Raw genomic sequence first — 22,641 nt, 5'->3', positions numbered from 1 at the left:
CAAGTGCACAGAAGAAGCCGCCCCTTGGGGATTGGATGCAGGCGCATTACCACAGGCGGGTCGTCTAATGGCGCGTCACCACACTTACCTGCTTGACCAACTCTTCAAGGCACTACCCGCCGATGCATGGCGTATCCGTGTAATCGGCCGCTGGACTGAAGAACAGACCGACAAGCAAGGCCGTACAACATACAGTGCTAATCGGAGTCGATGCCACTTCGACGATACCGTCTCTTCGCACGATCTCCTGCACAAGATGGTGGTGAACACGCACCCTCAGGGCAAGCGAGCCAAACGGTCATTACTCTCAACCATAACCGAACAGTCTCGCTATGGGCGCGAGGTGCTAATGCAGCCTATCGGCGCGATAACACACGTGCTGCTGGACTTGGACGACACGCCGCTGGACGAAGCGCTGAACTTATTGGCTCTCGACCGTGTCCGACCTGCTGTAATCCACGAGACGTCGCCCGGTCGGCATCACTTGATGTTCACATTGCCCGGTCGGAACCACCCACCTGAAGTGCACAAGGCTGCTGCCCGTTGGTTGGCCGATCGCGTCTGCGGCGATACTGGCAGCGCACACGTAGGCGCAAGCTTACATATGCCTGCGACCACGTGCTCGAAGCCTTGGCGGTTCACCACGCCTCCCCCGTTGGTGATCCAGCGCCATGCCAAGTTCACAGCTTGTAGAGCGTTGCTCGAACTCGCTACGAGCGCTGTCGGCAAGTCCGAAGCTGCACCTACCGTCCAACGAACGGGATTGAAGATAGAGAGCGGCATAACAGCCGATCAAATGCCGCAAGCCGTCCGCATGCTGCACTCTGAGTTGATGGATGAGCACGCTGAGGATCGCTCCGTCGCTGACTTCGCGTTCTGTTGCACGTTGCTGCGAGCGCGCGAGCCAAGGTCGTCCGTCGAAGCATGGCTAGGCGCGCTAAGCGACAAGGCAATGGGGCGACCGGGGTATGTATTTGCAACTGTCGATGCTGCCTATCGGGCAATAGGTCAGAAGGAGGCAAGCTTATGAGGCCGGCAGGACGATTGTGCGGCAAGGTTCGTTCGTACTTGGACCAGCTGCCCAAGAATAGCAAACAGGCCGCTTGGCTACGGAAGATGGCCGATGCCGCAGAGAGCGATGCCAGGGCTAGTGCCGGGGTTCTATCGCCTGAAGTGTAGAAAAGCGTGCAATTTTGACCCCCTAAGCGGGGAAATCGGCGTCCAAATTTGACCCCTCCCTATGGTTGTAGACATCCTTTTCATTGAGCAGTCGATGGAGAGGCAAGCGGGATGATTTGCGTGGAAACTATTAGAAAAGTGCGTCGCTTACACCTGATCGAAAAAAAGAGCATCAAGGAAATTTGCCGTTCGCTCAATTTGAGCCGTGCAACGGTTCGAAAGATAATCCGATCGGGAGTGACGGAGTTCAAATATGAGCGCAAATCGCAGCCATACCCGGTGCTCGGGCCTTGGCGCGCGCGTCTGGATGAAACGCTTGAGGAGAACGAGGCGCTTCCGAAGAAACACCGCAAGCGGATGACCAAAATCTGGAAGGAACTCTCCGATGATGGTTTTGGCGGCGGGTATGACAGTGTTCGACGCTACACAAAGAATTGGCGCATTGCGCACGGCCGACAACAGGCGCAGGCGTTCATCCCGCTGATCTTTGATCCTGGGGAGGCGTACCAGTTCGACTGGAGTGTGGAGACGGTTTTGATGGACGGTGCACTCACGACCGTGAAGGTTGCCCATTTCAAACTTTGCCATAGCCGCATGCCATTCTCCATTGCCTATCCGCGCGAGACGCAGGAGATGGTCTTTGATGCCCACGACGAGGCCTTCAAATTCTTTGGTGGAGGCTGCATCAACGGGATCTACGATAACATGACGACCGCCGTCGATGCGATCCTGTCGGGCAAGGAAAGAAAGTTCAACAAGGCATTCTCCCGGATGTGTTCTCATCATCTGGTGAACCCGATCGCCTGTACGCGCGCGGCCGGTTGGGAGAAGGGTCAGGTTGAGAATCTGGTCAAGGAGAGCCGCGCCTATAGTTTTACACCGCGTCTGGAGGTGGCCGACTTCGATGAATTGAATGCCCGGCTGCAAAAAGACGCGATCAAACGCGCAAAAGAACTGCGGCATCCGGAAAACCTGGAGGTGACGGTCTGGGAGGAGTTCCAGCAGGAAAAGCCGCTGCTGACGCATCTGCAGAAGCCCTTCGTCGGGTTCCGTGAAAAGACGGTCGCCGTGAGCCGAACCTGCCTGATCAACTTCGAAAGAAACAAATACAGCGTTGAGGCAAGAGCTGTTGGACGTCAGGTCCAGTTGCAGGTCTACGCCACGCGGATTGTCCTGCGCCAAGACGGTGAGATTGTCGGAGAGCACGAACGGTGCTTCGGCCGAGGAAAAACGATCTTCAACCCTTGGCACTATGTGCCCGTCCTCAAGCGCAAGCCTGGCGCTCTGCGCAATGGAGCACCGTTCCGTGACTGGGACCTACCACCGGCAATGACGCAGATCTGGACCCATCTGCGGGGCACATCCGACGGAGACCGGCAACTTGCCGATATTCTTTTCGCTGCTTACCAGCACGACATTGATGTGGTCGAGGCTGCCTGCGAAGAAGCTCTAAAATCTGGCCTGCGCAAGGCCGATGCGATCCTGAACATTGTCTCTCGGCGCACCAATCCCCCGCCGCCAAAGGCGATTGAGCCGCCTGCCCACCTGCAGCTGAAAATGGCACCGATCGCGGATTGCGCTCGCTATGACAGGCTTGGAGGCTCCCATGCAACTGCGTAAGGAAATTCTCGAACTTGCCCGTCAACTGAAGTTGCCAGGCATCGTCAACTGCTTTGACGAAGTGATGCAGGCCGCAGCCAAAAACAACTGGCGGCCCCAACAGGTCGTGGCCGAACTCCTCACGGCCGAACTGGCCGAAAAGACTGCGCGCTCGATCCGGTATCAGATGGGTGCCGCAAAGTTCCCGGTCTGCAAGTCCTTACCTGAGTTCGACTTCACGGTCAGCCCCGTCAACGAGGAAGTCGTGCGCAATCTTCATGACGGCGATTTTATGGACCAGGCCAGGAATGGCGTGCTGGTCGGTGGAACCGGATCGGGCAAAACGCATCTCGCAACAGCGATCGGGGGCCACGCGGTCAATAACCGCCGGCGGGTCAGGTTCTTCAGCGCTGTGGATCTCGCGAACAAGCTGGAGGCTGAACATCGCGAAGGCAACGCCGGGCGGCTCAGCGAGCAGCTGATCCGCGTCGACCTCGTGATTATAGACGAACTCGGTTATCTGCCGTTCGCAGAGTCTGGTGGACGATTACTCTTCCATCTCATCAGCAAACTGTACGAGCGAACGTCTATTCTGCTAACAACCAACCTCGCATTTGCTGAATGGCCGAGTGTGTTCACAGATGCCAAAATGACCACTGCTCTCCTGGATCGACTGACACACCATTGCGATATCATCGAAACCGGGAACGAAAGCTGGCGAATTAACCACCGCGACTAACCTCGAAATCGGGGAATAAATTCAAAACAGACAGCAGGTCAAACCTTCAGTCGAGCTACGCTCTCTTTTCGGTTTGACCTGCTGTCCACCCCCTCCTGAATCAACCTAAACACGACCCCCTCAACGCCCCTCTTAGCTCCAAGGGGGGTCAAATTTGGACGCCGATGGGGGGTCATTATTCAATGCCGATTGACACTCCGAAGCTTTGGGGCGCGTCGCGGACCAGGCGCTGCAGATCGCTGGTGGTATGGGGTTGATGACCGATATGCCATTGGAACGTATCTGGCGTGACGCGCGGATCGAACGGATCTGGGACGGCACCAGCGAAATCCAGCGACACATCATTTCGCGCGCGATGCTGCGCCCTCATGGAGCCTGACAATGCCTGACTTGAGCAGACTGATACGCCCAAAATCCGTCGCCGTTCTGGGTGGCGCCTGGGCTGACACAGTGACCGACCAGTGCCACCGGCTGGGCTTTGGAGGCGCCATTTACCGGGTTCATCCCAAGCGCGACGGAGCCTATCGCAGTCTCAGCGATCTGCCTGAAGCGCCGGATGCTGTTTTTGTCGGCGTCAACCGTAGGGCCACAATCGACGTTCTGGCCGAAATGGTCGAGGTTGGCGCAGGCGGCGCGGTCTGTATGGCTTCGGGGTTTTTTGAACAGGGCACTGAAGAAGGACATACCTTGTCGGCGCAGTTGTCTGAAGCGGCAAGCGACGTGCCCTTTTTGGGGCCAAACTGCTATGGCATGGCGAATTTCTTTGATGGCGTCGCACTCTTCCCCGACCAGGTTATGCCGGACAAACCGGAGCGCGGCATTGCGGCGATTTCGCAATCCGGCACAATTGCCTGCAACATGATGTACGCCAACCGGTCGCTGCCCATCGGTTATCTGTGGACCGTCGGGAATGAGCTTGGCCTACGCATTCACGATCTGATCCTTGCCGCTATTGACGATCCTCGAGTTTCGGCCATTGGCATCTATGCCGAAAGCATCACGCAGCTTCCTGAATTTGCCGCGGCGGCGGTCGCCGCGCGGCGCAAGGGCATCCCGATTGCGATCTTCAAATCGGGGCGTTCGGCGGCAGCAAAGCGCACAGCTCTCAGCCATACTGGCGCGCTGGCTGGGGAAGAACGGTATTTCGACGAGATGTTTCGCCGTACCGGCGTCGCACGCTGCGAGACGTTGGCAGAGCTGCTGGAAACGCTGAAACTTCTGCACATCAAAGGCGCTCTGCCCACCAATCAGGTTGTGCTCATGGGGGCGTCGGGCGGCGATATGGCAATGGCGGCGGATGTGATGAACCCGATGGATCTGTCGCTGCCACCGCTTCCGGAAGAAACCTGCGTCAGGCTGCGTGAACAGATGGGTGATCAGGTTGTCCTCTCCAATCCTTTCGACTTCCAGACCTTCAACTGGCACGATCCCGTGGCAATGCGCGCCATGTTTGCAGCTGTGATGCAGGACAGCAACGCAACCTTTGCCTTTCTGGCCGATCATCCCGATCCGGATGTGATTGACGGCGAGCTTTTTGAGGGCGCAACGCGCGCCTTCTGTCTTGCTGCGCAGGACACCGGTGCGACGGCGGTCACCATTAGTTCGCTACCTGAATCCAACCGATCAGCCATGCGAGAGTTGGCGCTGGAGCATGGAATTGCACCGTTGCAAGGGATGTCGGAGGCGTTTCAGGCGATTGCCCAAGCCTCTCGAGTTGGGCGTGCGGGAGAAAGCGCCGCGCTTCCGGAACTCCGGGCTCGTGATCTTGGTGGCGTGTCTCAGACCATGAGCGAACATGCGGCCAAAGACCTCCTGTCCAAAGCCGGTATTCCGGTGCCGCGCGGCACGGAAGTGCCAGTATCACTGGCGGCTGATACCGCCAGACAGATTGGCTTTCCGCTGGTGATGAAGGCCTCTTCCGTTGAACTGGCCCATAAGACCGAAGTGGGGGGAGTGCGGCTCAACCTGAAAGACGCGACGGCTGTCGAAAGCGCCGCGCAGGAGCTGGGACAGATCGCCGACCGCGTCCTGATCGAAGAGATGATCCCTGACGCGGTGGCCGAATTGATCCTTGGCGTTGATGTGGATGCCAGTTTTGGCCCCGTGGTCCTGATCGGTGCCGGTGGCGTCCTGGCCGAACTGCTGGACGACAGCGCCGTTCTGTTACCACCCTTTACGCGTCGAGATGTCGAAAACGCGCTGGAAACCCTAAAGGTCAGCCAGATCCTGAAAGGATTTCGTGGGCAGCCCGCTGCTGATGTTTCGGCCGTGGTCGACATAGTTGTGGCGCTGGGTCGCTTTGCGCTGGAGCGCGCCGACCTTTGCGAACTCGACATCAATCCCCTGATAGTACGGCCTAAGGGGAGCGGCGCCTTTGCTGCCGATGCTCTGATCCGGAAACTGAACGAAGGTGATCCAACATGACCCATCCCCTGAAAGTTACACGCAATGGTGCGGTTCTGGAGATTATCCTGGACCGGCCAAAGGCAAACGCCATCGACGCTGCCACGTCCCGCGCCATGGGCGAGGTCTTTCGCGAGTTTCGCGACGATGACAGCCTGCGCGTCGCCATCATTTCGGCGGCGGGAGAAAAGTTTTTCTGCCCGGGCTGGGATCTGAAAGCCGCCAACGAGGGTGAAGATGCGGATTCCGATTACGGTGTCGGCGGTTGGGGCGGATTTATCGAGCTACCCAATCTGAACAAGCCGGTCATCTGCGCCGTGAACGGACTCTGCTTTGGCGGGGGCTTCGAGGTCATGATCGGCGCAGATATCGTTCTGGCGGCCGACCACGCGACCTTCGCCTTGCCTGAAATCAACATCGGCGTCGTGCCAAACATTGCAGTCGTTTCGCTGATGCGCCGTGTTCCCTGGGCCGTGGGGATGGAATTCATGCTGACCGGCCGCAGGATGTCTGCCGAAGAGGCCCGGCATCATGGCCTCGTGAATGAGGTGTTGCCTCTTGCCGATCTGATGTCACGCGCCCGCGAACTTGCGGGGCTGTTGGCCGACGGGCCACCACTGGCTTTTGCTGCGATCAAAGACATTGCCCGGCGGGTCGAAACCATGCCGGAGCAGCAGGCACTCGAATTCGCACGCGCACTTCACAGCACGCAGAGGTGTTTTGAGTCCGAGGACCTCAAAGAAGGAACGCAGGCCTTCACTGAAAAACGCAAGCCAGTTTGGACTGGCCGTTGAACACAGGAGCATGAACATGAACAAGGATGTCGTCATCACTTGCGCCATTACAGGCGATGACCGCAAGGTCAAGAACAACCCAAAGTGCCCGGTGACGCCGGAAGAGATTGCCAACAGCGCGATCGAGGCGGCACGGGCGGGGGCTGCAATCGTGCACATCCATGTGCGCGATCCCGAGACCGGAGACTTCAGCCCCGAGACCAAATATTACCGCGAGGTGGTCAAGCGCATCCGCGAAAGCGACGTGAACCCGGTGATCAACCTCACCGCTGGTATGGGCGGCTATATGTGCCTCAACGATGACGGTATAGAAAGCGGCCTTGGAGAAGGCACCGACTTTGTGAGCCAAAGAACCCGAATGAAGCATATCATTGAGCTTTATGAAGAGGGCGTCTACGCGCCGGAAATCGCCACTTTGGATTGCGGCAGCCTGAACTTTGGGAACGAGAACCGCACTTACATTTCACCGCCCGGTTATCTGCGTCAGGGGCTAGAGATTGCACGCGACCTTGGCGTGCGTATTGAGCTTGAGATGTTTGATACCGGCAACCTCTGGCATTGCCTCGAGATGCACCGCGAGGGGCTGATCAAGGACCCGATGATGTCGCAGATATGCACCAATATCCCCTGGGGCATGCCGATGAATATGGCGCTACAATCCAGCTTGATATCGATGTTGCCCCAAAACAGCTTCTGGTCCATGTTCGCCATCGGTCGCATGCAGATGCCCATGGTTGCGGGAGCGGTGCTCCTGGGTGGCAATGTCCGCGTTGGGCTGGAGGACAATCTTTACCTGTCGCGCGGCGTTTATGCGACCAATGCGGAACTCGTTGAAAAAGCGCGGTCCATCATTGAAAACATGGGCGCCACGGTACGGGGTGCCGACTATGCCCGCGAGCGGCTTGCCCTGTGAGCGCGCATCTGCACGAATGCGCGGTTAAGCCGGATTGGATCGACTATAATGGGCATCTGCGTGATGCCTATTATGGGCTGGCGTTCAGCTATGCGGTGGATGCCTTCATGATCGAGATCGGCATCGACGCGCAGTATCGCAAGGAAACCGGCGGCACCTGGTACGTGGTCGAGGACCACCGCTGCTACCTGAGCGAGGTCACGGCGCAAGACTGCCCGCTGATCGTGCGCACGCGCGTCGCCCAAAACGACGATAAACGCACGATCCTCCTGCAAGAACTGCTCGAGCCAGGGACAGAAAAACCGTCGGCCACTTGCGAGGCTCTGCAATTGCACGTCGTGCAAAAACCCGAGCCACGAGTCGCCAGTCTGCCTAAGCATATCCTTGAGAGACTGGACGATTTCCGTGCCTCTGAAAATGATCTTCCAAACCTGACCCTCCACCTGAAGCGCAGATAGGACCAACAATATGCGAAACATAAAAACCCTCGGCCTACTTGGCACCGGTGTCATTGGCGGCGGCTGGGCCGCCCGCGCCTTGCATTGTGGCATCGATGTGGTCGCCGCTGACCTCAACCCCAAGATGGAAGACTGGATTCGGGGAGCTGTGGAAACCGCAGCGCCTGCACTAGACGATCTGACCGAAGGGATGGCGATGCCGCCCAAGGGCACGCTCAGCTTCACCACTGACTCGCGCGAGATGGCCGAAGCTGCGGATTTCATTCAGGAAAACGTACCTGAACAGTTGGATCTGAAACGGAGCGCGTTGGCCTCTATTGCCGACGTCGCGCCAGCCGATGTGATCATCTCGTCAAGCACATCGGGCTTTATGCCCTCCGAGTTGCAAGAAGGCATGACCCACCCCGAACGCCTGTTGGTCGGCCACCCGTTCAACCCGGTCTATCTGTGTCCACTGGTTGAAGTCGTTGGCGGTAAGGAAACCTCTGATGCCGCGAAACAGGCGGCCAAGACATTCTACACCGGGATCGGCATGCACGCGCTGATGGTCCGGAAGGAAGTGCCCGGCCATATCTCGGACCGCCTGCAAGAAGCGATGTGGCGCGAGATCCTGCATGCGCTGAACGACGACATTGCAACCACGACCGAACTGGACGCCTCCATTGTATATGGGCCGGGGCTTCGGTGGGCGATCATGGGCATGAACCAGATTTACATGATGGCCGGCGGAGAGGGCGGTGCGGGTCACTTTCTGGAGCAGTTTGCACCGGCGCTCGACTGGCCTTGGTCCCATCTGAAAGCACCAGAGCTGTCAGACGAAATCATTGATCGCTATGTTGATGGCACAACCGAACAGGCAGAGGGTCAATCCATTCGCGACATGGAGAGGATCCGGGATGAGTGTCTGGTTGCAATCCAGAAGGTTCTCAGAAAACATGACATGGCTTCGGGCGCGACGCTCAACAATTTCGCCCAACTGATGCAAGACAAACAGGGGCGCTGATGCCAAAAATCGTCGATGTTGATGAGAAGCGGAACCTGATCGCACAGTCCGCATGCCGAGTGGTGGTTGCCAAAGGCGTCGCCAACACCCGCATGGCTGACATTGCCGCCGAGGCCAATGTCACGACTGGCATGATCGTTAACTATTTCAACACAAAGGACGAAATCATCGCCGCCGCGTTGCGTCTGGCATTCCGCAATATTGAAGCCAAGATTGCGGAACGCACACAGGACCAGAAGACAACCAATCTCTTTGCCATGCTGGAACCCGTTATCGGCTCCTCCGATGACGACAGGGCAGACGTGGCGGTCTGGATTAACTTTTGGGGGATGCTTTCTGCGGATCCCGAATTGCGGGAGCTGAACCAAACGCTGCACAAAGAAGGGCTGCAGACCTACAAACGTGCCATGCTGACGGCCTGGCCGGAAAGTGCAGAATGGCCTGACGAGGTTTTCGATGCGGCGCTTACATCGGTTGTAACCTGCTTGTTCGGTCTCAGCGCGGGCGGCATCGTCAACCCCACAACTTGGCCCAAGACAGTCCTGCGCACCCAGCTGCGCATGCAACTGGATCTGGTTCGGGATTGGTCGAATGCACAGCCGAACGCGATCCCGCGTAACGCCCAGAACTCCCATTGACGCTGAGGCGATCGGCATAGTGTTACCATTTGTAGCCTTGTGAACAACGCTGGCTCTGTCCACCTACTCTCACTTGTACCAAACCGGCCGCCGCAAAGTTCTTTGAGGCAGCGAATTGCATGCAGCTCGCGACCGCAACCAAATGATAGTCTGTAGAACACAACTCCTGACTTCCGACATTTTTTCGTATAAGTCATTGATATTATTATGCCTTGGTTGCCAAAAGGCACTACACGGACTTTTTTCGCCAGCGATTGTTTCGGAGTGTTGAGGGAGCTCAGGCTTTGGTCTGGCCAGTTTTTCGGGTGCGCCCGGGGGGTATCTTGAAAGGGGCTTCGTTCCAGGTCAGGCCGACGCAGGTGAGGATGCGTCTGGCATCGACCGTGGCATGGCTTGGCATGCCGTAGCGGTCAGGGGTGCCTTTGTGGCGCAGGATCGAGAGCTGCAATGCGTTCAACTCGTTGCGGATACGAGCCGGGCTCATCGGGTGTCCGAGCAGGTCCAGATGCTTGCGCAGGTGCTGCAGGCAGCAGAAGGCCATGTAGCAGATGGCGATATGGGCCCGGACCCGACGCGGCGACCAGTGATAGATGGGCCGGATTTTCAGATCGTGCTTGTTGGTGCGGAAGCAGGCTTCGATCTCCCACAACTGGTGATAGCGGGCAATGACGTCCTGTGCCTCCAGTTCGTCCGCACCATGAACAACAATGGCATGCAGCCCGTCCCATTGTGCCGCTGCCTTGATCTTTGCATCATCCAGCGTGACGTCCCCGCTGTCGGGGAAGGCCAGGAAGCGGCCATATCCCCGGCTGCTGAAGCTGCCGGGTTTGCGAGAGCGCTTGAGCTTCTTGTGCAGCTTTTCGATTGCCTTGTCGCGCTTGTGGGCATCATTGCGTGCCCGGGTGGGTGACCAGGTCACAATGACCCGCGCTCCCTCTTGGTCGATCACCTTGTACCAGCCCTTCTCGGTTGCCTCTTCAGAACCGTGTCCAGCCCAAGGCTGGCGTCCCTCCGGGCTCAAAATGTTCGCCTTCACGGCGGCCGGGGCGGACTTCATGCGATAGCCGAGGATGTAGGGCAGACCCTTGTTCTGCAACATCTGCTGGTTGTCCTTGCTGAGCATGGCGGCATCGGCCACGAACGTGACCCTGGCCACGTCGAAGCGTCCCTCCAACGCCTTCAGCGCAGCTTCCAGCGTATGACCTTCCCAGGTGTTTCCCGGGAAGAGTTCATAGCCCACAGGCAGCCCATCGGAGGTGACGATCAGCGCCAGCATGACCTGAGCGCGGTGATGCTTGCCATCCTTGCTGAAGCCCTTGGCCAGAAGATGATCCTGCTCGACCCCGTCCGCATCCTCGGCCGGGTCCTCGCGCTCGGTGTCAAAGGCCAGGGTCGTGCAATCGTAGAACAGCACGGTCACTGGCCCGCCCAGCAACTTCTCTGCCGCCGCGTGAGAGGTTTTGCAAATCCCGTCTATCACCGGCGTATTGATGTAATCCATGCTCCGATAGACCACGTCCAGATTGAGCGTGATGCCTGCCTGGTTCTCCAACGCCTCCACGGTCGCGCGCTTGCTCTCGGGCTGTGCGATCCGCGCCATAACCAGCTCTTTCACAATGCGATTGGCACTTTTACGCGCCGCCCCCAGAAGGGCCCCCCAACCCAGTTGGTCATACATCGTCCCCATGACATCCCGCAGACCCAGAGAGACCCGCGCCTCCTCACGGCACTCGGCAAGATCAACGCCAAGCTTGTCCGGCCGCGGAGCGCGGCGCACCAGCGCCTGCAGATCGGCATATTCCGTGGGCGTGAACAGTTCCATTTGCGGCGAGCGATCAATGCGTAATTGCTCCATCAAGCGGCCCGCCAGACGCTTGATATCCTCAATCTCGCTGTCGTTATGGGCCACACCCACATGGCGCAGGATCTTCTGGCGTACCTTGGAGCCGGTGCGGACGGATTCAACGATCTGGATCCGTGTGCGGTTGAGCTTTGCGTCATGTTTGGTGCGGATGAACATGGGCGAAGAGGTTAGCCATCTGAAGGCCCATGTCAATACTTTTTATAATAATGGGGCACTACAACGCGCCTCTGAGCAACCACACCTGAAAACAAACCAAAAACCCAGTCAGATCAACAAAAAGGTCGGAAGTCAGGAATGATAGTCTGTAGAACACAACTCGAGGCTTGATGAACGCAAAAAGGTTTCGTTCCACGGCTGCTGCCCAGAAAGCAGCTGCCATGGAACACGACGCACGGGGAGAAAGTGCGTCGTAGGGTAACGATGGTGAACGCATCCACGGTTGTGACTAGTGTTCTCAGCGAGAGGCGAGTGCCAAAAAAGCGCATTTGATCGCTCGCTTAACCTCTGATCGATACCTTAAACTAAGGGCGCACAACATATACTGAACAGGGTGCGTTGCGCGCAATCCAGCTCGAGTTGGGACCTTGAAGTTTATCCGCTAAGGTAGGCTTACGGGCCCCGACAACGACCAGATCGGCTTTGGACAATTCAATAGCTTCCAGGATACTCTCGTAAACCGACCCAATTTCGACAATGTGTTGAACATTAGCCGTATCTGGCAACACCTCTTTAACAAGAGCATGGAGCTGTTCATTCGCAGTATCCGCTGCGGATTTCAGGGTCCCCTCTTTGAAAAAGGACCCAACGATTGACATTCCATAATCTGGAATAACAGTGACGACGCTCAAGGCTGCACCATGAAACTTGGCAAGACCGCCTGCTTCAGCAAGTAAGTCCCCGTCAGACCCGGGATGTGTCAAATCAACAGCGCAAAGGATATGTTTGGTCATGCGCTCACTCCTTCTGTCTGGACTCGCTTGCGGCGCATCTGAAGCAAGAAAATCAGACCCAACAATAGGAAGGCCGGGATATAGAAGACCTCCTCAGGCAGCCGATCGGCCTCTACTTCCAGTTCCTTAAGTTCCCAATCAAAGTCGATGCCCAATTGTTCGGCCGGACCTCCAAAATTCAGGTTGTCGACATAGAGGGTTCCGGCTTTGTCGCGGAACTCAATGCCAGACCCTTCAAGCAGCCGGGTTTCGCCATCCTGGCCAGCCGCCTCCAAGGGCAATAGATAGCGAGCATCGACAGGGTCTCCGTTCAGGTCTTCGCCTACAAATCGAACGCGTAGTGAAGCATCTTCAGCTGCAGCCTCAGCTAGTTCGAACACATCGGCGGCCGGTCGGGTTTCAAACTCGGACTGCAATCGGTTCAGGAAGAAACCCGGTTGGAACAAAGTGAAGGCGACCAAAAGTAAGGCAGCGCTTTCCCAGATCTTAGAGCGCACCATGAAATAGTTCATAGTTCCGGCCGCAAACAACAGCATTGCGATCATAGCCACGACAAAGACAAAGACAGCTTGAACAGGGCCTACATCGATCAGCAACAAATCCGTATTGAAGATGAACAGGAACGGTAACAACGCTGTGCGGATCGAGTAGAAGAAAGCCTGAAAGCCAGTGCGTAGTGGGTCGCCTTTGGAAATTGCGGCCGCCGCGAATGAGGCAAGCCCAACTGGAGGCGTCACGTCTGCCATGATGCCGAAATAGAAGACAAACATGTGAACTGCCACCAGCGGAACAATCAGTCCGTTCTGTGCGCCCAGTTCGACAACAACGCCAGCCATGAGTGAACTCACGACGATATAGTTTGCGGTTGTTGGCAACCCCATTCCCAACACAATTGAGATCAGGGCAACAAAGAACAACATGGCAAGAAGGTTGCCACCCGACAGGAATTCGACGAATTCGGCCATGACCTGACCGATGCCTGTCAGAGTGACGGCACCGACAATTATGCCAGCAACACCCATCGCACAGGCAAGACCAATCATGTTGCGTGCGCCTGTGATCAGACCTTCATTGATGTCTGCCACGCCTTGGCGAAGCTGTGTGCTAACATCTCCGGTATTGCGAAAGAACGCCTTCAGCGGATTTTGCGTCAGCAGGATCACCAACATCGCGATAGACGACCAGAAGGCCGACAATCCGGGTGATTTTCGCTCGATCATCAGCAGATACATCAGAAGCAGGATCGGCAGGATATAGTGCATTCCGGTTTTGAAAATTTCACGTGCCGGGGGCAGGTGCTGCATGGATTCTAAGCTCATCTCAAGATCTGGTTGTTGTGCTGCGAACCGAACCGCAGCCAAATAGACCACCGCCATGATCGCAACAATAACCCAGACAGAGGCTGCTCCAAACAGGCGCTCAATCGTATCGACGATTACGCCACAAAGCATCAGAGTGCCGCCAGCGATGACGATCGAGATTGCGATGATAAAGATGGCACCCAGCATGAATTTCACCGGGTGCATTCGGCTGGTGCCTGGCATGTTCATCTTAAGTGCTTCAAGATGCACGATGTAGACAAGCGCAATGTATGAGATTGCGGCTGGAACGATGGCTGTCTTGACGACTTCCACGTAAGAAATGCCGACATATTCCGTCATCAGAAACGCGACGGCCCCCATAACAGGCGGGGTTAGAACACCGTTGATTGATGAGGATACCTCGACAGCCCCAGCCTTGTTGGCAGGGAAGCCGACTTTCTTCATCAGAGGGATTGTGAATGTCCCGGTGGTCACCACGTTGGCGATGGAAGAACCAGAGATCAAACCCGTCGCCGCAGAGGCGATGACCGCTGCTTTGGCAGGGCCTCCACGTAGATGGCCCAATGCGGCGAAGGCCAATTTCAGAAAGTAATTTCCTGCACCTGCCTGGTTCAGGAGTGCTCCGAACAGAACGAACAGAAAGACAAAACCCGAGGAAACTCCTAAGGCCACGCCAAAGACACCTTCTGTGGTCAGCCACATGTGACTCATGGCTTTGCTGAGAGAAGCGCCTTTCCATTGCACTACTTCTGGTAGGCCTCCCCATGAGCCAAAAAAGACGTAGGCGAGAAAGAACAGCGACACCAACATCAACGGGACGCCAAGACTACGGCGAGCTGCTTCGAGAAGCAAAATGATACCAACCACGGATACGATAACGTCCAATTGGTTTGGCGCGCCAGAGCGGGCTGCAACCCCGGAATATGCATAAAACAGGTACGAGGAAGCCAGTGCACCGACAATTGCAATCAGCCAGGTAAACAGCGGAATTCTGCTACGGGGGCTCGATTTGAAGGCCGGAAACGCAATGAATGCAAGAAGTACGGCGAAGCCAAGATGGATGGCCCGGGTCTGGGTGTCATTCCAAACCCCGATCTTAAGCAGAAACGGCAGAGGCGAGGCGATCCAAAGTTGGTAAATTGACCATACAAGGGGGATGTACCAAAGGGCGGCCCGACCAAAAGCGTCTTTTGGTTGTCTTCCACCTGTATCGCTTTCAGCTATATAGTCTTCAACCGCGTTATCCTGAGTCTCTGACATTCCTGCCCCCTGCAAAACAGTAAGTTTCTCTGGCCCGTTCATGGGCCAGAGTTGTTGCTTGAGTTAGGCTAGAGGGTTATTTCCAGCCGCGTTCTTGGTAGTATTTCAACGCCCCAGGATGCAGATCAGCCGTTAGCCCGTCCTTGATCATTTCTTCTTCTTTCAGGCGCGAAAAAGCCGGATGCAGTTTCTTGAAATCATCAAAGTTCTCAAAGACTGCGGCGACAACGGCGTAGGCGACCTCATCTGGTGTTTCTGCAGAGGTCACAAAGGTTGCCTTCGGGCCCCAGGATGGAATGTCATCCGGGTTTCCTGGATACATACCGCCAGGAATGGTTGCGGCCGCATAGGCGGTATTCTCGGCGAGAAGGTTTGCAATAGGTTCACCATCCAGAGGAATGATTTTGACGTCGCATGACGAGGTAGCCTCTTGGCTAGAACCATTTGGCAAGCCGGCCGCCCAGATTGTTGCTTCGATTTTTCCGTCGCACAATGCCGCTGCTTGCTCGGACGACTTCAGCTCGGCGGCCAGAGAAAAGTCCTCGTTCGACAATCCTGCATAGCGCATCAGAGTTTCAGCGAGAACGCGTGTCCCTGAACCCGGGTTCGCGATATTGACCTTCTTACCTTTCAGGTCCTCTACCGTCTCAATGCCGCTATCCGCGCGGGCCATCAGGTGCATTGGTTCCGGGTGAACCGAAAAGAGTGCTCTCAATTCGGGATATGGGCCATCTTCGGTGAAAGCTCCGGTGCCTGCAAGTCCTGCTGCCTGTACGTCCGACTGTACGACTCCGAAGTCGAGCTCGCCCTGACGGATCGTTCGGGTGTTGTAGACCGAGCCACCAGTAGACTCCACAGAACAACGAATTCCGTGTTCTTTGCGATCTTTGTTCACAAGCCTGCAAATTGCACCGCCAGTTGGGTAGTAGACGCCAGTTACCCCGCCCGTGCCGATGGTTATAAATTGCTTGTCTGCTGCAAGGGCTCCACCTGCAACTCCAAGTGCAGCTGCCGAAAGCAGCCCGAGCAGTTTGTTTTGGATAGTCATATTCATCTCCCTTGGGAACGCGCTCAAACACGCTTTCAGCCGTCGTCGTTTTCGACGTAAGAAAAATGTTACAACTGTGATTTATCATGTCACGGAAAAACGGTTGTTTTATTTGAGGTCCAGTAGGTTTTGTTTTTCTTCCGCAAATCTTCGTAGGACTTGATTCGCCGCAATGCGTCATCGCCCCCCAATCTGACGAGCATGGCCAAAAGTGTCTCCACCAAAGCCGTCGCGCCCGCGTAGCAACAAAAGTAATGTGTGGAAATCACTGACACCACGAGCGTCTCGTCCGCGACAAATTCAGGAGAAATAACATCGCTATCCGAAATAAGTATGAGTTTTACGCCCTTCGACTTGGCAAATTTGCATGCTTCAACGGTTTCCAGCGAATAGGGATTGAAGGTAATTGCGACCATAACGTCATGCTCATCCGCAAAGTTGAGTTCGTCGAGCGTTCCATTCATATGTCTTGGAATTAAATTCAATGATGGCAGTATCATACGACCAACATACTGAAAGTTGTGTGCGATAGAGTAACTTGCGCGGACCGCGGTCAGATAAACGTTTCGGGCCTCCAGGAGTGACCGAACAACTCTTTCCAATTGCTCGGGTGTTTGCCGTTCCAAAGACCTGTGCACAATAGCGAGGGCGTTCTTTGCAGCCTCAGCCTGAATTTCTCCAAGAAAACCGGACTGACGAAGTTCTCTGGTCCATCCCGTTTCTTCTTGATGTGGCGTCGCAACTAACGCGAACCGAAACGGTTCGCGCATCGCTTCGAAGCTGTCGAACCCTGAGATTTTGGCAAGGCGAATAAATGTGTTTGTGCTGACTCCACACTTCCTCGCACTGTCTCGAACCTGATCTAGGCCAAAGTCTCCTGGGTGGTCCAAGATATACTTCGCCGCGACTTTCATTCGCGGTGTGTATTCCGTCAGTTCGCTCTTTAGCTTTGAAATTACTTTGTTTTTTAATGTCGGGTCCATGTGATTCGCGTCCTTTGCCGGCAACACAAAATAAAACCAATGTTTTATTTTCAACAATATTGACCAATTTTGTAATTTGCTGAACCCTCAATTGTATTCGCAGTCTTTTCCAGTCGGTCAGAAAGCGCTCAGAAAAATGGCAAACCTACCTTCACAAGCCTCCGTTGTTGTTATCGGTGGCGGGATCATGGGGTGTTCAACCCTCTACCACCTCGCAAAAATGGGTGTCAGCGATGCCATTCTGCTTGAGCGTAATCAGCTTACATCAGGTACGACTTGGCATTCGGCTGCCCAAGTGCGTGCCCTGCGCCACTCGCAGAACCTGACGCGCATGATCCAGTACTCAGTGGACCTATACAGCCAACTCGAGAAGGAGACTGGCCAGAATGTTGGGTGGATTCAGAAGGGCTCACTTTCCATTGCGACGACCCCCGACCGGCTGACCCATGTGAAGCGGCAAGAGGCTCTGGCTCATGCCTACGGGATAGAGGCGTATTCGGTTTCTCCGGAAGAGGCCAAAGAACGTTGGCCCCTGATGAATGGTGACGATGTTCTTGGTGCAGTTTGGTCACCGGATGATGGGCGTGTTTCGCCCAGTGATGTATGTGCGGCGTTGATCAAGGCCGCCAAAGGGATGGGCGCGAAGCTTTTTGAGAAAACCGGTGTAACCGGCGTCCTGACCGAAAATGGAAAAGTTGTCGGTGTTGAGACAACACAAGGCACTGTGAAATGCGACGCGATTGCGCTTTGCACGGGTCTGTGGTCGCGCGAGGTCGGTGCGATGGCAGGCGCGGAAGTTCCTGCTCTGGCCTGTGAGCATTTCTATCTTCTGACCAAGCCCATCGACGGAATTGTGGGCAACACCCCCACACTCAGCGATCATGACAATCACCTCTATATTCGTGACGACAGCGGCGGCCTGCTAGTCGGCTGCTTTGAGCCGATGGGTAAACCGATCAAACCTGGCGTACTGGATGAAAGCTTTGAGTTCGGTCTGCTGCCCGAAGATTGGGACCATTTCGAACCCATGATGATGAACGCCCTGCATCGTCTGCCTGCGCTTGAGACGGCGGAGGTCAAGATGTTGCTGAACGGGCCGGAGAGTTTCACACCGGATGGGACCTTCATGCTGGGTGAAACGGCTGAAACCAAAGGCCTGTTCTTGGGGTGCGGCATGAATTCGGTCGGTATCGCCTCTGGTGGGGGTGCAGGGATGAACCTAGCCCATTGCATCGTGCATGGTCACACCGCCTATGATTTGGGTGAAGCCGATGCCAAACGTTTTGCACCGATTTTTAACTCGGTCGATCACCTGATGGCTCGTGCACCCGAGATCCTCGGCACGCATTACGACATTGCTTATCCGGGTAAACAGCTCTCAACAGCCCGGAATCTGCGCGCCCTGCCTCTCGACAAAGAATACCGAGAGGCAGGCGCGCATTTTGGTCAATTCTACGGTTGGGAAAGACCTCTGTTCTTTGGCAAGACTTCTGAGCCGAAACTGCGCTTTGACCGACCGGACTGGTTCGAGAACGTAAAAGCTGAGGTCTCTGCAGCCAATGAAAAAGCCGCGATCTTTGATGCATCTCCTTTCGGTAAGATCGAGGTCAAGGGCCCCGATGCCGAAGCGTTCATGTTGAAGACTTGTGCTGGATACATGGGGCGTAAACCCGGCTCTGTTATCTACACCTCGGTTCTCAATGAACGTGGCACATTTGAATCCGACATTACGGCGCAGCGGATTACCGAAGATCACTATCGTCTTTTTGTGGGCACAGCTGCGATCAAACGTGACCTAACATGGTTCCGCCGCCTTTCCGAAGGCTTGGACGTCAAACTTACCGATAGCACCGAGGAATATGCCGTTCTCGGCCTGATGGGCCCCGAGGCCCCGCGGATTGCGACGGAAGTCGGTGCAGCTGAGTTGAATGATCTGGGGTATTTCAAGCATGGCGAAGCGCATATCGCAGGTCATCACGTCCGCGCGGCCCGTCTTTCGTATGTGGGCGAAGCGGGATGGGAAATCACCTGCCGTGCTGAAAACGTGAGTGCCATATACTCGGCTCTGACAGCAGCTGGGGCAGTTCCGGCAGGATTGTTTGCACAGACATCAATGCGGATCGAAAAGGGCTTCTGCGCCATGGGGCACGAGCTGGACGGGGATGTCACACCGATTGAAACCGGATTGGACTTCGCAACCCGCAAGACTGGTGGGTTTATCGGCTTCGAAGCAATGGAGAAGCGCCGCGCGGAGGGCGCAGTGCCCCATGTCGTTTCGCTCATTCTGGATGACGAAAATGCCGTGCCGTTGGGACATGAGCCGATATATCTGGGCGACAAAATCATAGGCCAAACCACGTCTTGCGCCTTTGGCTATCGCGTTGGCAAACCGATTGCGCTGGGGCATGTTTCCAACGAGGTTGGTGACGGAGAAAAGGTTACAGTCGACATCGCACGGGTTCTCTATGACGCTACTGTCACACGTGGTCCGTTGTTCGACCCACATGGTCTACGTATGAAAGAAGCTGCTCCCTAGGCCGTTCGGCAACGGAAGACGATGCCTTGGGTCGGATTGGCGGAAGTATCAGTATCCCTGTCAGTTGTTATTTCAACACTTGTAAGTGAAGAAAGTGTCTCAGCAGTCGCACGCGTCGCGACGTAGAGCAATTTGTGCACCGTTTAGTTTTCGACCCAAAAATGTGTTCTGAACACAGCTGATGATTGGCGTTCCGAATTTTGGCGACACAACCACTACCAGATCGAAACCTATGTCTCGGTGGTCGGTTTTCGATTGCCAAGCCGTTTAAGAAACTTCTCAACTCAAGCAAGTAGGTGCTAAAGTGAAAGTATACGGTCACCCGTTTTCCGGAAACGCTCACCGCGTTCGAACGCTATTGAGCATCTTGGGTGTGGATTTTGAGACCATCAACGTCGACCTTATGTCCAATGAACTATGAAGCCGCTAAAACCAGAACAGTCGCGCTCTTTGATAAACTTGCAGAGCCGCACCTTTCTAGTAACGATTGGTTGGTTGGAGATGGCCCGACGATTTCAAATTTAGCGTGTTATGCTTACATCGCCCGCGTAACGGAAGGTGACTTCAGCCGTGAGCTGTAGAAAAGCGTGCAATTTTGACCCCCTAAGCGGGGAAATCGGCGTCCAAATTTGACCCCTCCCTATGGTTGTAGACATCCTTTTCATTGAGCAGTCGATGGAGAGGCAAGCGGGATGATTTGCGTGGAAACTATTAGAAAAGTGCGTCGCTTACACCTGATCGAAAAAAAGAGCATCAAGGAAATTTGCCGTTCGCTCAATTTGAGCCGTGCAACGGTTCGAAAGATAATCCGATCGGGAGTGACGGAGTTCAAATATGAGCGCAAATCGCAGCCATACCCGGTGCTCGGGCCTTGGCGCGCGCGTCTGGATGAAACGCTTGAGGAGAACGAGGCGCTTCCGAAGAAACACCGCAAGCGGATGACCAAAATCTGGAAGGAACTCTCCGATGATGGTTTTGGCGGCGGGTATGACAGTGTTCGACGCTACACAAAGAATTGGCGCATTGCGCACGGCCGACAACAGGCGCAGGCGTTCATCCCGCTGATCTTTGATCCTGGGGAGGCGTACCAGTTCGACTGGAGTGTGGAGACGGTTTTGATGGACGGTGCACTCACGACCGTGAAGGTTGCCCATTTCAAACTTTGCCATAGCCGCATGCCATTCTCCATTGCCTATCCGCGCGAGACGCAGGAGATGGTCTTTGATGCCCACGACGAGGCCTTCAAATTCTTTGGTGGAGGCTGCATCAACGGGATCTACGATAACATGACGACCGCCGTCGATGCGATCCTGTCGGGCAAGGAAAGAAAGTTCAACAAGGCATTCTCCCGGATGTGTTCTCATCATCTGGTGAACCCGATCGCCTGTACGCGCGCGGCCGGTTGGGAGAAGGGTCAGGTTGAGAATCTGGTCAAGGAGAGCCGCGCCTATAGTTTTACACCGCGTCTGGAGGTGGCCGACTTCGATGAATTGAATGCCCGGCTGCAAAAAGACGCGATCAAACGCGCAAAAGAACTGCGGCATCCGGAAAACCTGGAGGTGACGGTCTGGGAGGAGTTCCAGCAGGAAAAGCCGCTGCTGACGCATCTGCAGAAGCCCTTCGTCGGGTTCCGTGAAAAGACGGTCGCCGTGAGCCGAACCTGCCTGATCAACTTCGAAAGAAACAAATACAGCGTTGAGGCAAGAGCTGTTGGACGTCAGGTCCAGTTGCAGGTCTACGCCACGCGGATTGTCCTGCGCCAAGACGGTGAGATTGTCGGAGAGCACGAACGGTGCTTCGGCCGAGGAAAAACGATCTTCAACCCTTGGCACTATGTGCCCGTCCTCAAGCGCAAGCCTGGCGCTCTGCGCAATGGAGCACCGTTCCGTGACTGGGACCTACCACCGGCAATGACGCAGATCTGGACCCATCTGCGGGGCACATCCGACGGAGACCGGCAACTTGCCGATATTCTTTTCGCTGCTTACCAGCACGACATTGATGTGGTCGAGGCTGCCTGCGAAGAAGCTCTAAAATCTGGCCTGCGCAAGGCCGATGCGATCCTGAACATTGTCTCTCGGCGCACCAATCCCCCGCCGCCAAAGGCGATTGAGCCGCCTGCCCACCTGCAGCTGAAAATGGCACCGATCGCGGATTGCGCTCGCTATGACAGGCTTGGAGGCTCCCATGCAACTGCGTAAGGAAATTCTCGAACTTGCCCGTCAACTGAAGTTGCCAGGCATCGTCAACTGCTTTGACGAAGTGATGCAGGCCGCAGCCAAAAACAACTGGCGGCCCCAACAGGTCGTGGCCGAACTCCTCACGGCCGAACTGGCCGAAAAGACTGCGCGCTCGATCCGGTATCAGATGGGTGCCGCAAAGTTCCCGGTCTGCAAGTCCTTACCTGAGTTCGACTTCACGGTCAGCCCCGTCAACGAGGAAGTCGTGCGCAATCTTCATGACGGCGATTTTATGGACCAGGCCAGGAATGGCGTGCTGGTCGGTGGAACCGGATCGGGCAAAACGCATCTCGCAACAGCGATCGGGGGCCACGCGGTCAATAACCGCCGGCGGGTCAGGTTCTTCAGCGCTGTGGATCTCGCGAACAAGCTGGAGGCTGAACATCGCGAAGGCAACGCCGGGCGGCTCAGCGAGCAGCTGATCCGCGTCGACCTCGTGATTATAGACGAACTCGGTTATCTGCCGTTCGCAGAGTCTGGTGGACGATTACTCTTCCATCTCATCAGCAAACTGTACGAGCGAACGTCTATTCTGCTAACAACCAACCTCGCATTTGCTGAATGGCCGAGTGTGTTCACAGATGCCAAAATGACCACTGCTCTCCTGGATCGACTGACACACCATTGCGATATCATCGAAACCGGGAACGAAAGCTGGCGAATTAACCACCGCGACTAACCTCGAAATCGGGGAATAAATTCAAAACAGACA

19 protein-coding genes and 1 pseudogene are annotated in these 22,641 nt (G+C 55.7%); 15 read left to right on the top strand and 5 right to left on the bottom strand.

Annotation, left to right across the window (positions count from 1 at the left end; genetic code table 11):
• Positions 1-67: 67 nt before the first annotated feature.
• The 10 genes and pseudogenes from ACOERD_RS24040 (at position 68) to ACOERD_RS23995 (ending at position 9,726) form a co-directional block, all read left to right on the top strand.
• Entirely contained in the window at positions 68-1,030 is a 963-nt protein-coding gene (locus tag ACOERD_RS24040) for a DNA-primase RepB domain-containing protein (RefSeq protein WP_419740727.1), read from the top strand.
• Positions 1,031-1,290: 260 nt separating this feature from the next.
• Entirely contained in the window at positions 1,291-2,799 is a 1,509-nt protein-coding gene (gene istA / locus ACOERD_RS24035) for an IS21 family transposase (RefSeq protein WP_419737605.1), read from the top strand.
• Entirely contained in the window at positions 2,786-3,517 is a 732-nt protein-coding gene (gene istB, locus ACOERD_RS24030) for an IS21-like element helper ATPase IstB (RefSeq protein WP_419737606.1), read from the top strand. Before istA (ACOERD_RS24035) ends, istB (ACOERD_RS24030) begins: the two co-directional genes overlap by 14 nt.
• Before the next feature lie 196 nt (positions 3,518-3,713).
• A pseudogene (locus ACOERD_RS24025) lies at positions 3,714-3,896 on the top strand (acyl-CoA dehydrogenase family protein); the annotation flags it as partial.
• A 2-nt stretch (positions 3,897-3,898) separates the two neighbouring features.
• Positions 3,899-5,941: an acetate--CoA ligase family protein gene (locus ACOERD_RS24020; RefSeq protein ID WP_419740726.1), complete on the top strand. Its 2,043-nt coding sequence runs from the start codon at positions 3,899-3,901 to the stop codon at positions 5,939-5,941.
• A complete protein-coding gene (locus ACOERD_RS24015) occupies positions 5,938-6,714 on the top strand; it encodes an enoyl-CoA hydratase-related protein (protein WP_419740725.1) in 777 nt (258 codons plus the stop codon). Before ACOERD_RS24020 ends, ACOERD_RS24015 begins: the two co-directional genes overlap by 4 nt.
• Positions 6,715-6,730: 16 nt before the next feature.
• The gene (locus ACOERD_RS24010; protein ID WP_419740724.1) at positions 6,731-7,627 is read left to right on the top strand and encodes a 3-keto-5-aminohexanoate cleavage protein; all 897 of its coding nucleotides are present in this window, start codon (positions 6,731-6,733) and stop codon (positions 7,625-7,627) included.
• The gene (locus ACOERD_RS24005) at positions 7,624-8,085 is read left to right on the top strand and encodes a thioesterase family protein (RefSeq protein WP_419740723.1); all 462 of its coding nucleotides are present in this window, start codon (positions 7,624-7,626) and stop codon (positions 8,083-8,085) included. The genes ACOERD_RS24010 and ACOERD_RS24005 overlap by 4 nt, the downstream gene beginning before the upstream one ends.
• Positions 8,086-8,095: 10 nt before the next feature.
• A complete protein-coding gene (locus ACOERD_RS24000; protein ID WP_419740722.1) occupies positions 8,096-9,088 on the top strand; it encodes a 3-hydroxyacyl-CoA dehydrogenase NAD-binding domain-containing protein in 993 nt (330 codons plus the stop codon).
• Positions 9,088-9,726: a TetR/AcrR family transcriptional regulator gene (locus tag ACOERD_RS23995; protein ID WP_419740721.1), complete on the top strand. Its 639-nt coding sequence runs from the start codon at positions 9,088-9,090 to the stop codon at positions 9,724-9,726. The genes ACOERD_RS24000 and ACOERD_RS23995 overlap by 1 nt, the downstream gene beginning before the upstream one ends.
• 277 nt (positions 9,727-10,003) lie before the next feature.
• Here ACOERD_RS23995 and ACOERD_RS23990 read toward each other — a convergent pair whose 3' ends face one another.
• On the bottom strand, positions 10,004-11,746 hold the full coding sequence (locus tag ACOERD_RS23990; protein WP_419737624.1) for an IS1634 family transposase: 1,743 nt from the start codon (positions 11,744-11,746) through the stop codon (positions 10,004-10,006).
• Between ACOERD_RS23990 and ACOERD_RS23985 the strand changes: the two genes are divergently transcribed.
• Positions 11,739-11,888 carry a hypothetical protein gene (locus tag ACOERD_RS23985; protein ID WP_419737963.1) on the top strand — a complete coding sequence of 50 codons (150 nt, stop codon included), beginning with the start codon at positions 11,739-11,741 and terminating at the stop codon, positions 11,886-11,888. The two genes, ACOERD_RS23990 and ACOERD_RS23985, sit on opposite strands and share 8 nt — an antisense overlap.
• A 223-nt stretch (positions 11,889-12,111) precedes the next feature.
• Here ACOERD_RS23985 and ACOERD_RS23980 read toward each other — a convergent pair whose 3' ends face one another.
• From ACOERD_RS23980 to ACOERD_RS23965, 4 genes are all read right to left on the bottom strand, one after another.
• Positions 12,112-12,540, bottom strand: coding sequence for a universal stress protein (locus ACOERD_RS23980; protein WP_419740720.1), 429 nt, complete (start codon positions 12,538-12,540; stop codon positions 12,112-12,114).
• Positions 12,537-15,122, bottom strand: a complete 2,586-nt coding sequence (locus ACOERD_RS23975) for a TRAP transporter permease (protein ID WP_419740719.1) — start codon at positions 15,120-15,122, stop codon at positions 12,537-12,539. The genes ACOERD_RS23980 and ACOERD_RS23975 overlap by 4 nt, the downstream gene beginning before the upstream one ends.
• A gap of 76 nt (positions 15,123-15,198) precedes the next feature.
• On the bottom strand, positions 15,199-16,170 hold the full coding sequence (locus ACOERD_RS23970; RefSeq protein ID WP_419740718.1) for a TAXI family TRAP transporter solute-binding subunit: 972 nt from the start codon (positions 16,168-16,170) through the stop codon (positions 15,199-15,201).
• Between the two features lie 89 nt (positions 16,171-16,259).
• Positions 16,260-17,153: a MurR/RpiR family transcriptional regulator gene (locus ACOERD_RS23965; protein WP_419740717.1), complete on the bottom strand. Its 894-nt coding sequence runs from the start codon at positions 17,151-17,153 to the stop codon at positions 16,260-16,262.
• A 136-nt stretch (positions 17,154-17,289) separates the two neighbouring features.
• Between ACOERD_RS23965 and ACOERD_RS23960 the strand changes: the two genes are divergently transcribed.
• The 4 genes from ACOERD_RS23960 to istB (ACOERD_RS23945) all read left to right on the top strand — a co-directional run bounded on the left by ACOERD_RS23960 (position 17,290) and on the right by istB (ACOERD_RS23945) (position 22,608).
• Complete coding sequence (locus ACOERD_RS23960; RefSeq protein ID WP_419740837.1) at positions 17,290-19,689, top strand: GcvT family protein; 2,400 nt, start codon at positions 17,290-17,292, stop codon at positions 19,687-19,689.
• Between the two features lie 304 nt (positions 19,690-19,993).
• On the top strand, positions 19,994-20,110 hold the full coding sequence (locus tag ACOERD_RS23955) for a hypothetical protein (RefSeq protein WP_419740716.1): 117 nt from the start codon (positions 19,994-19,996) through the stop codon (positions 20,108-20,110).
• 271 nt (positions 20,111-20,381) lie between these two features.
• Positions 20,382-21,890, top strand: coding sequence for an IS21 family transposase (gene istA, locus ACOERD_RS23950; RefSeq protein WP_419737605.1), 1,509 nt, complete (start codon positions 20,382-20,384; stop codon positions 21,888-21,890).
• Positions 21,877-22,608, top strand: a complete 732-nt coding sequence (istB, locus tag ACOERD_RS23945; protein ID WP_419737606.1) for an IS21-like element helper ATPase IstB — start codon at positions 21,877-21,879, stop codon at positions 22,606-22,608. Before istA (ACOERD_RS23950) ends, istB (ACOERD_RS23945) begins: the two co-directional genes overlap by 14 nt.
• Positions 22,609-22,641 lie beyond the last annotated feature (33 nt).

Source organism: Ruegeria sp. (genome assembly GCF_965199275.1).
Taxonomy (GTDB): Bacteria; Pseudomonadota; Alphaproteobacteria; order Rhodobacterales; family Rhodobacteraceae; genus Ruegeria.
This window is presented reverse-complemented; position numbering and strand designations above follow the sequence as displayed.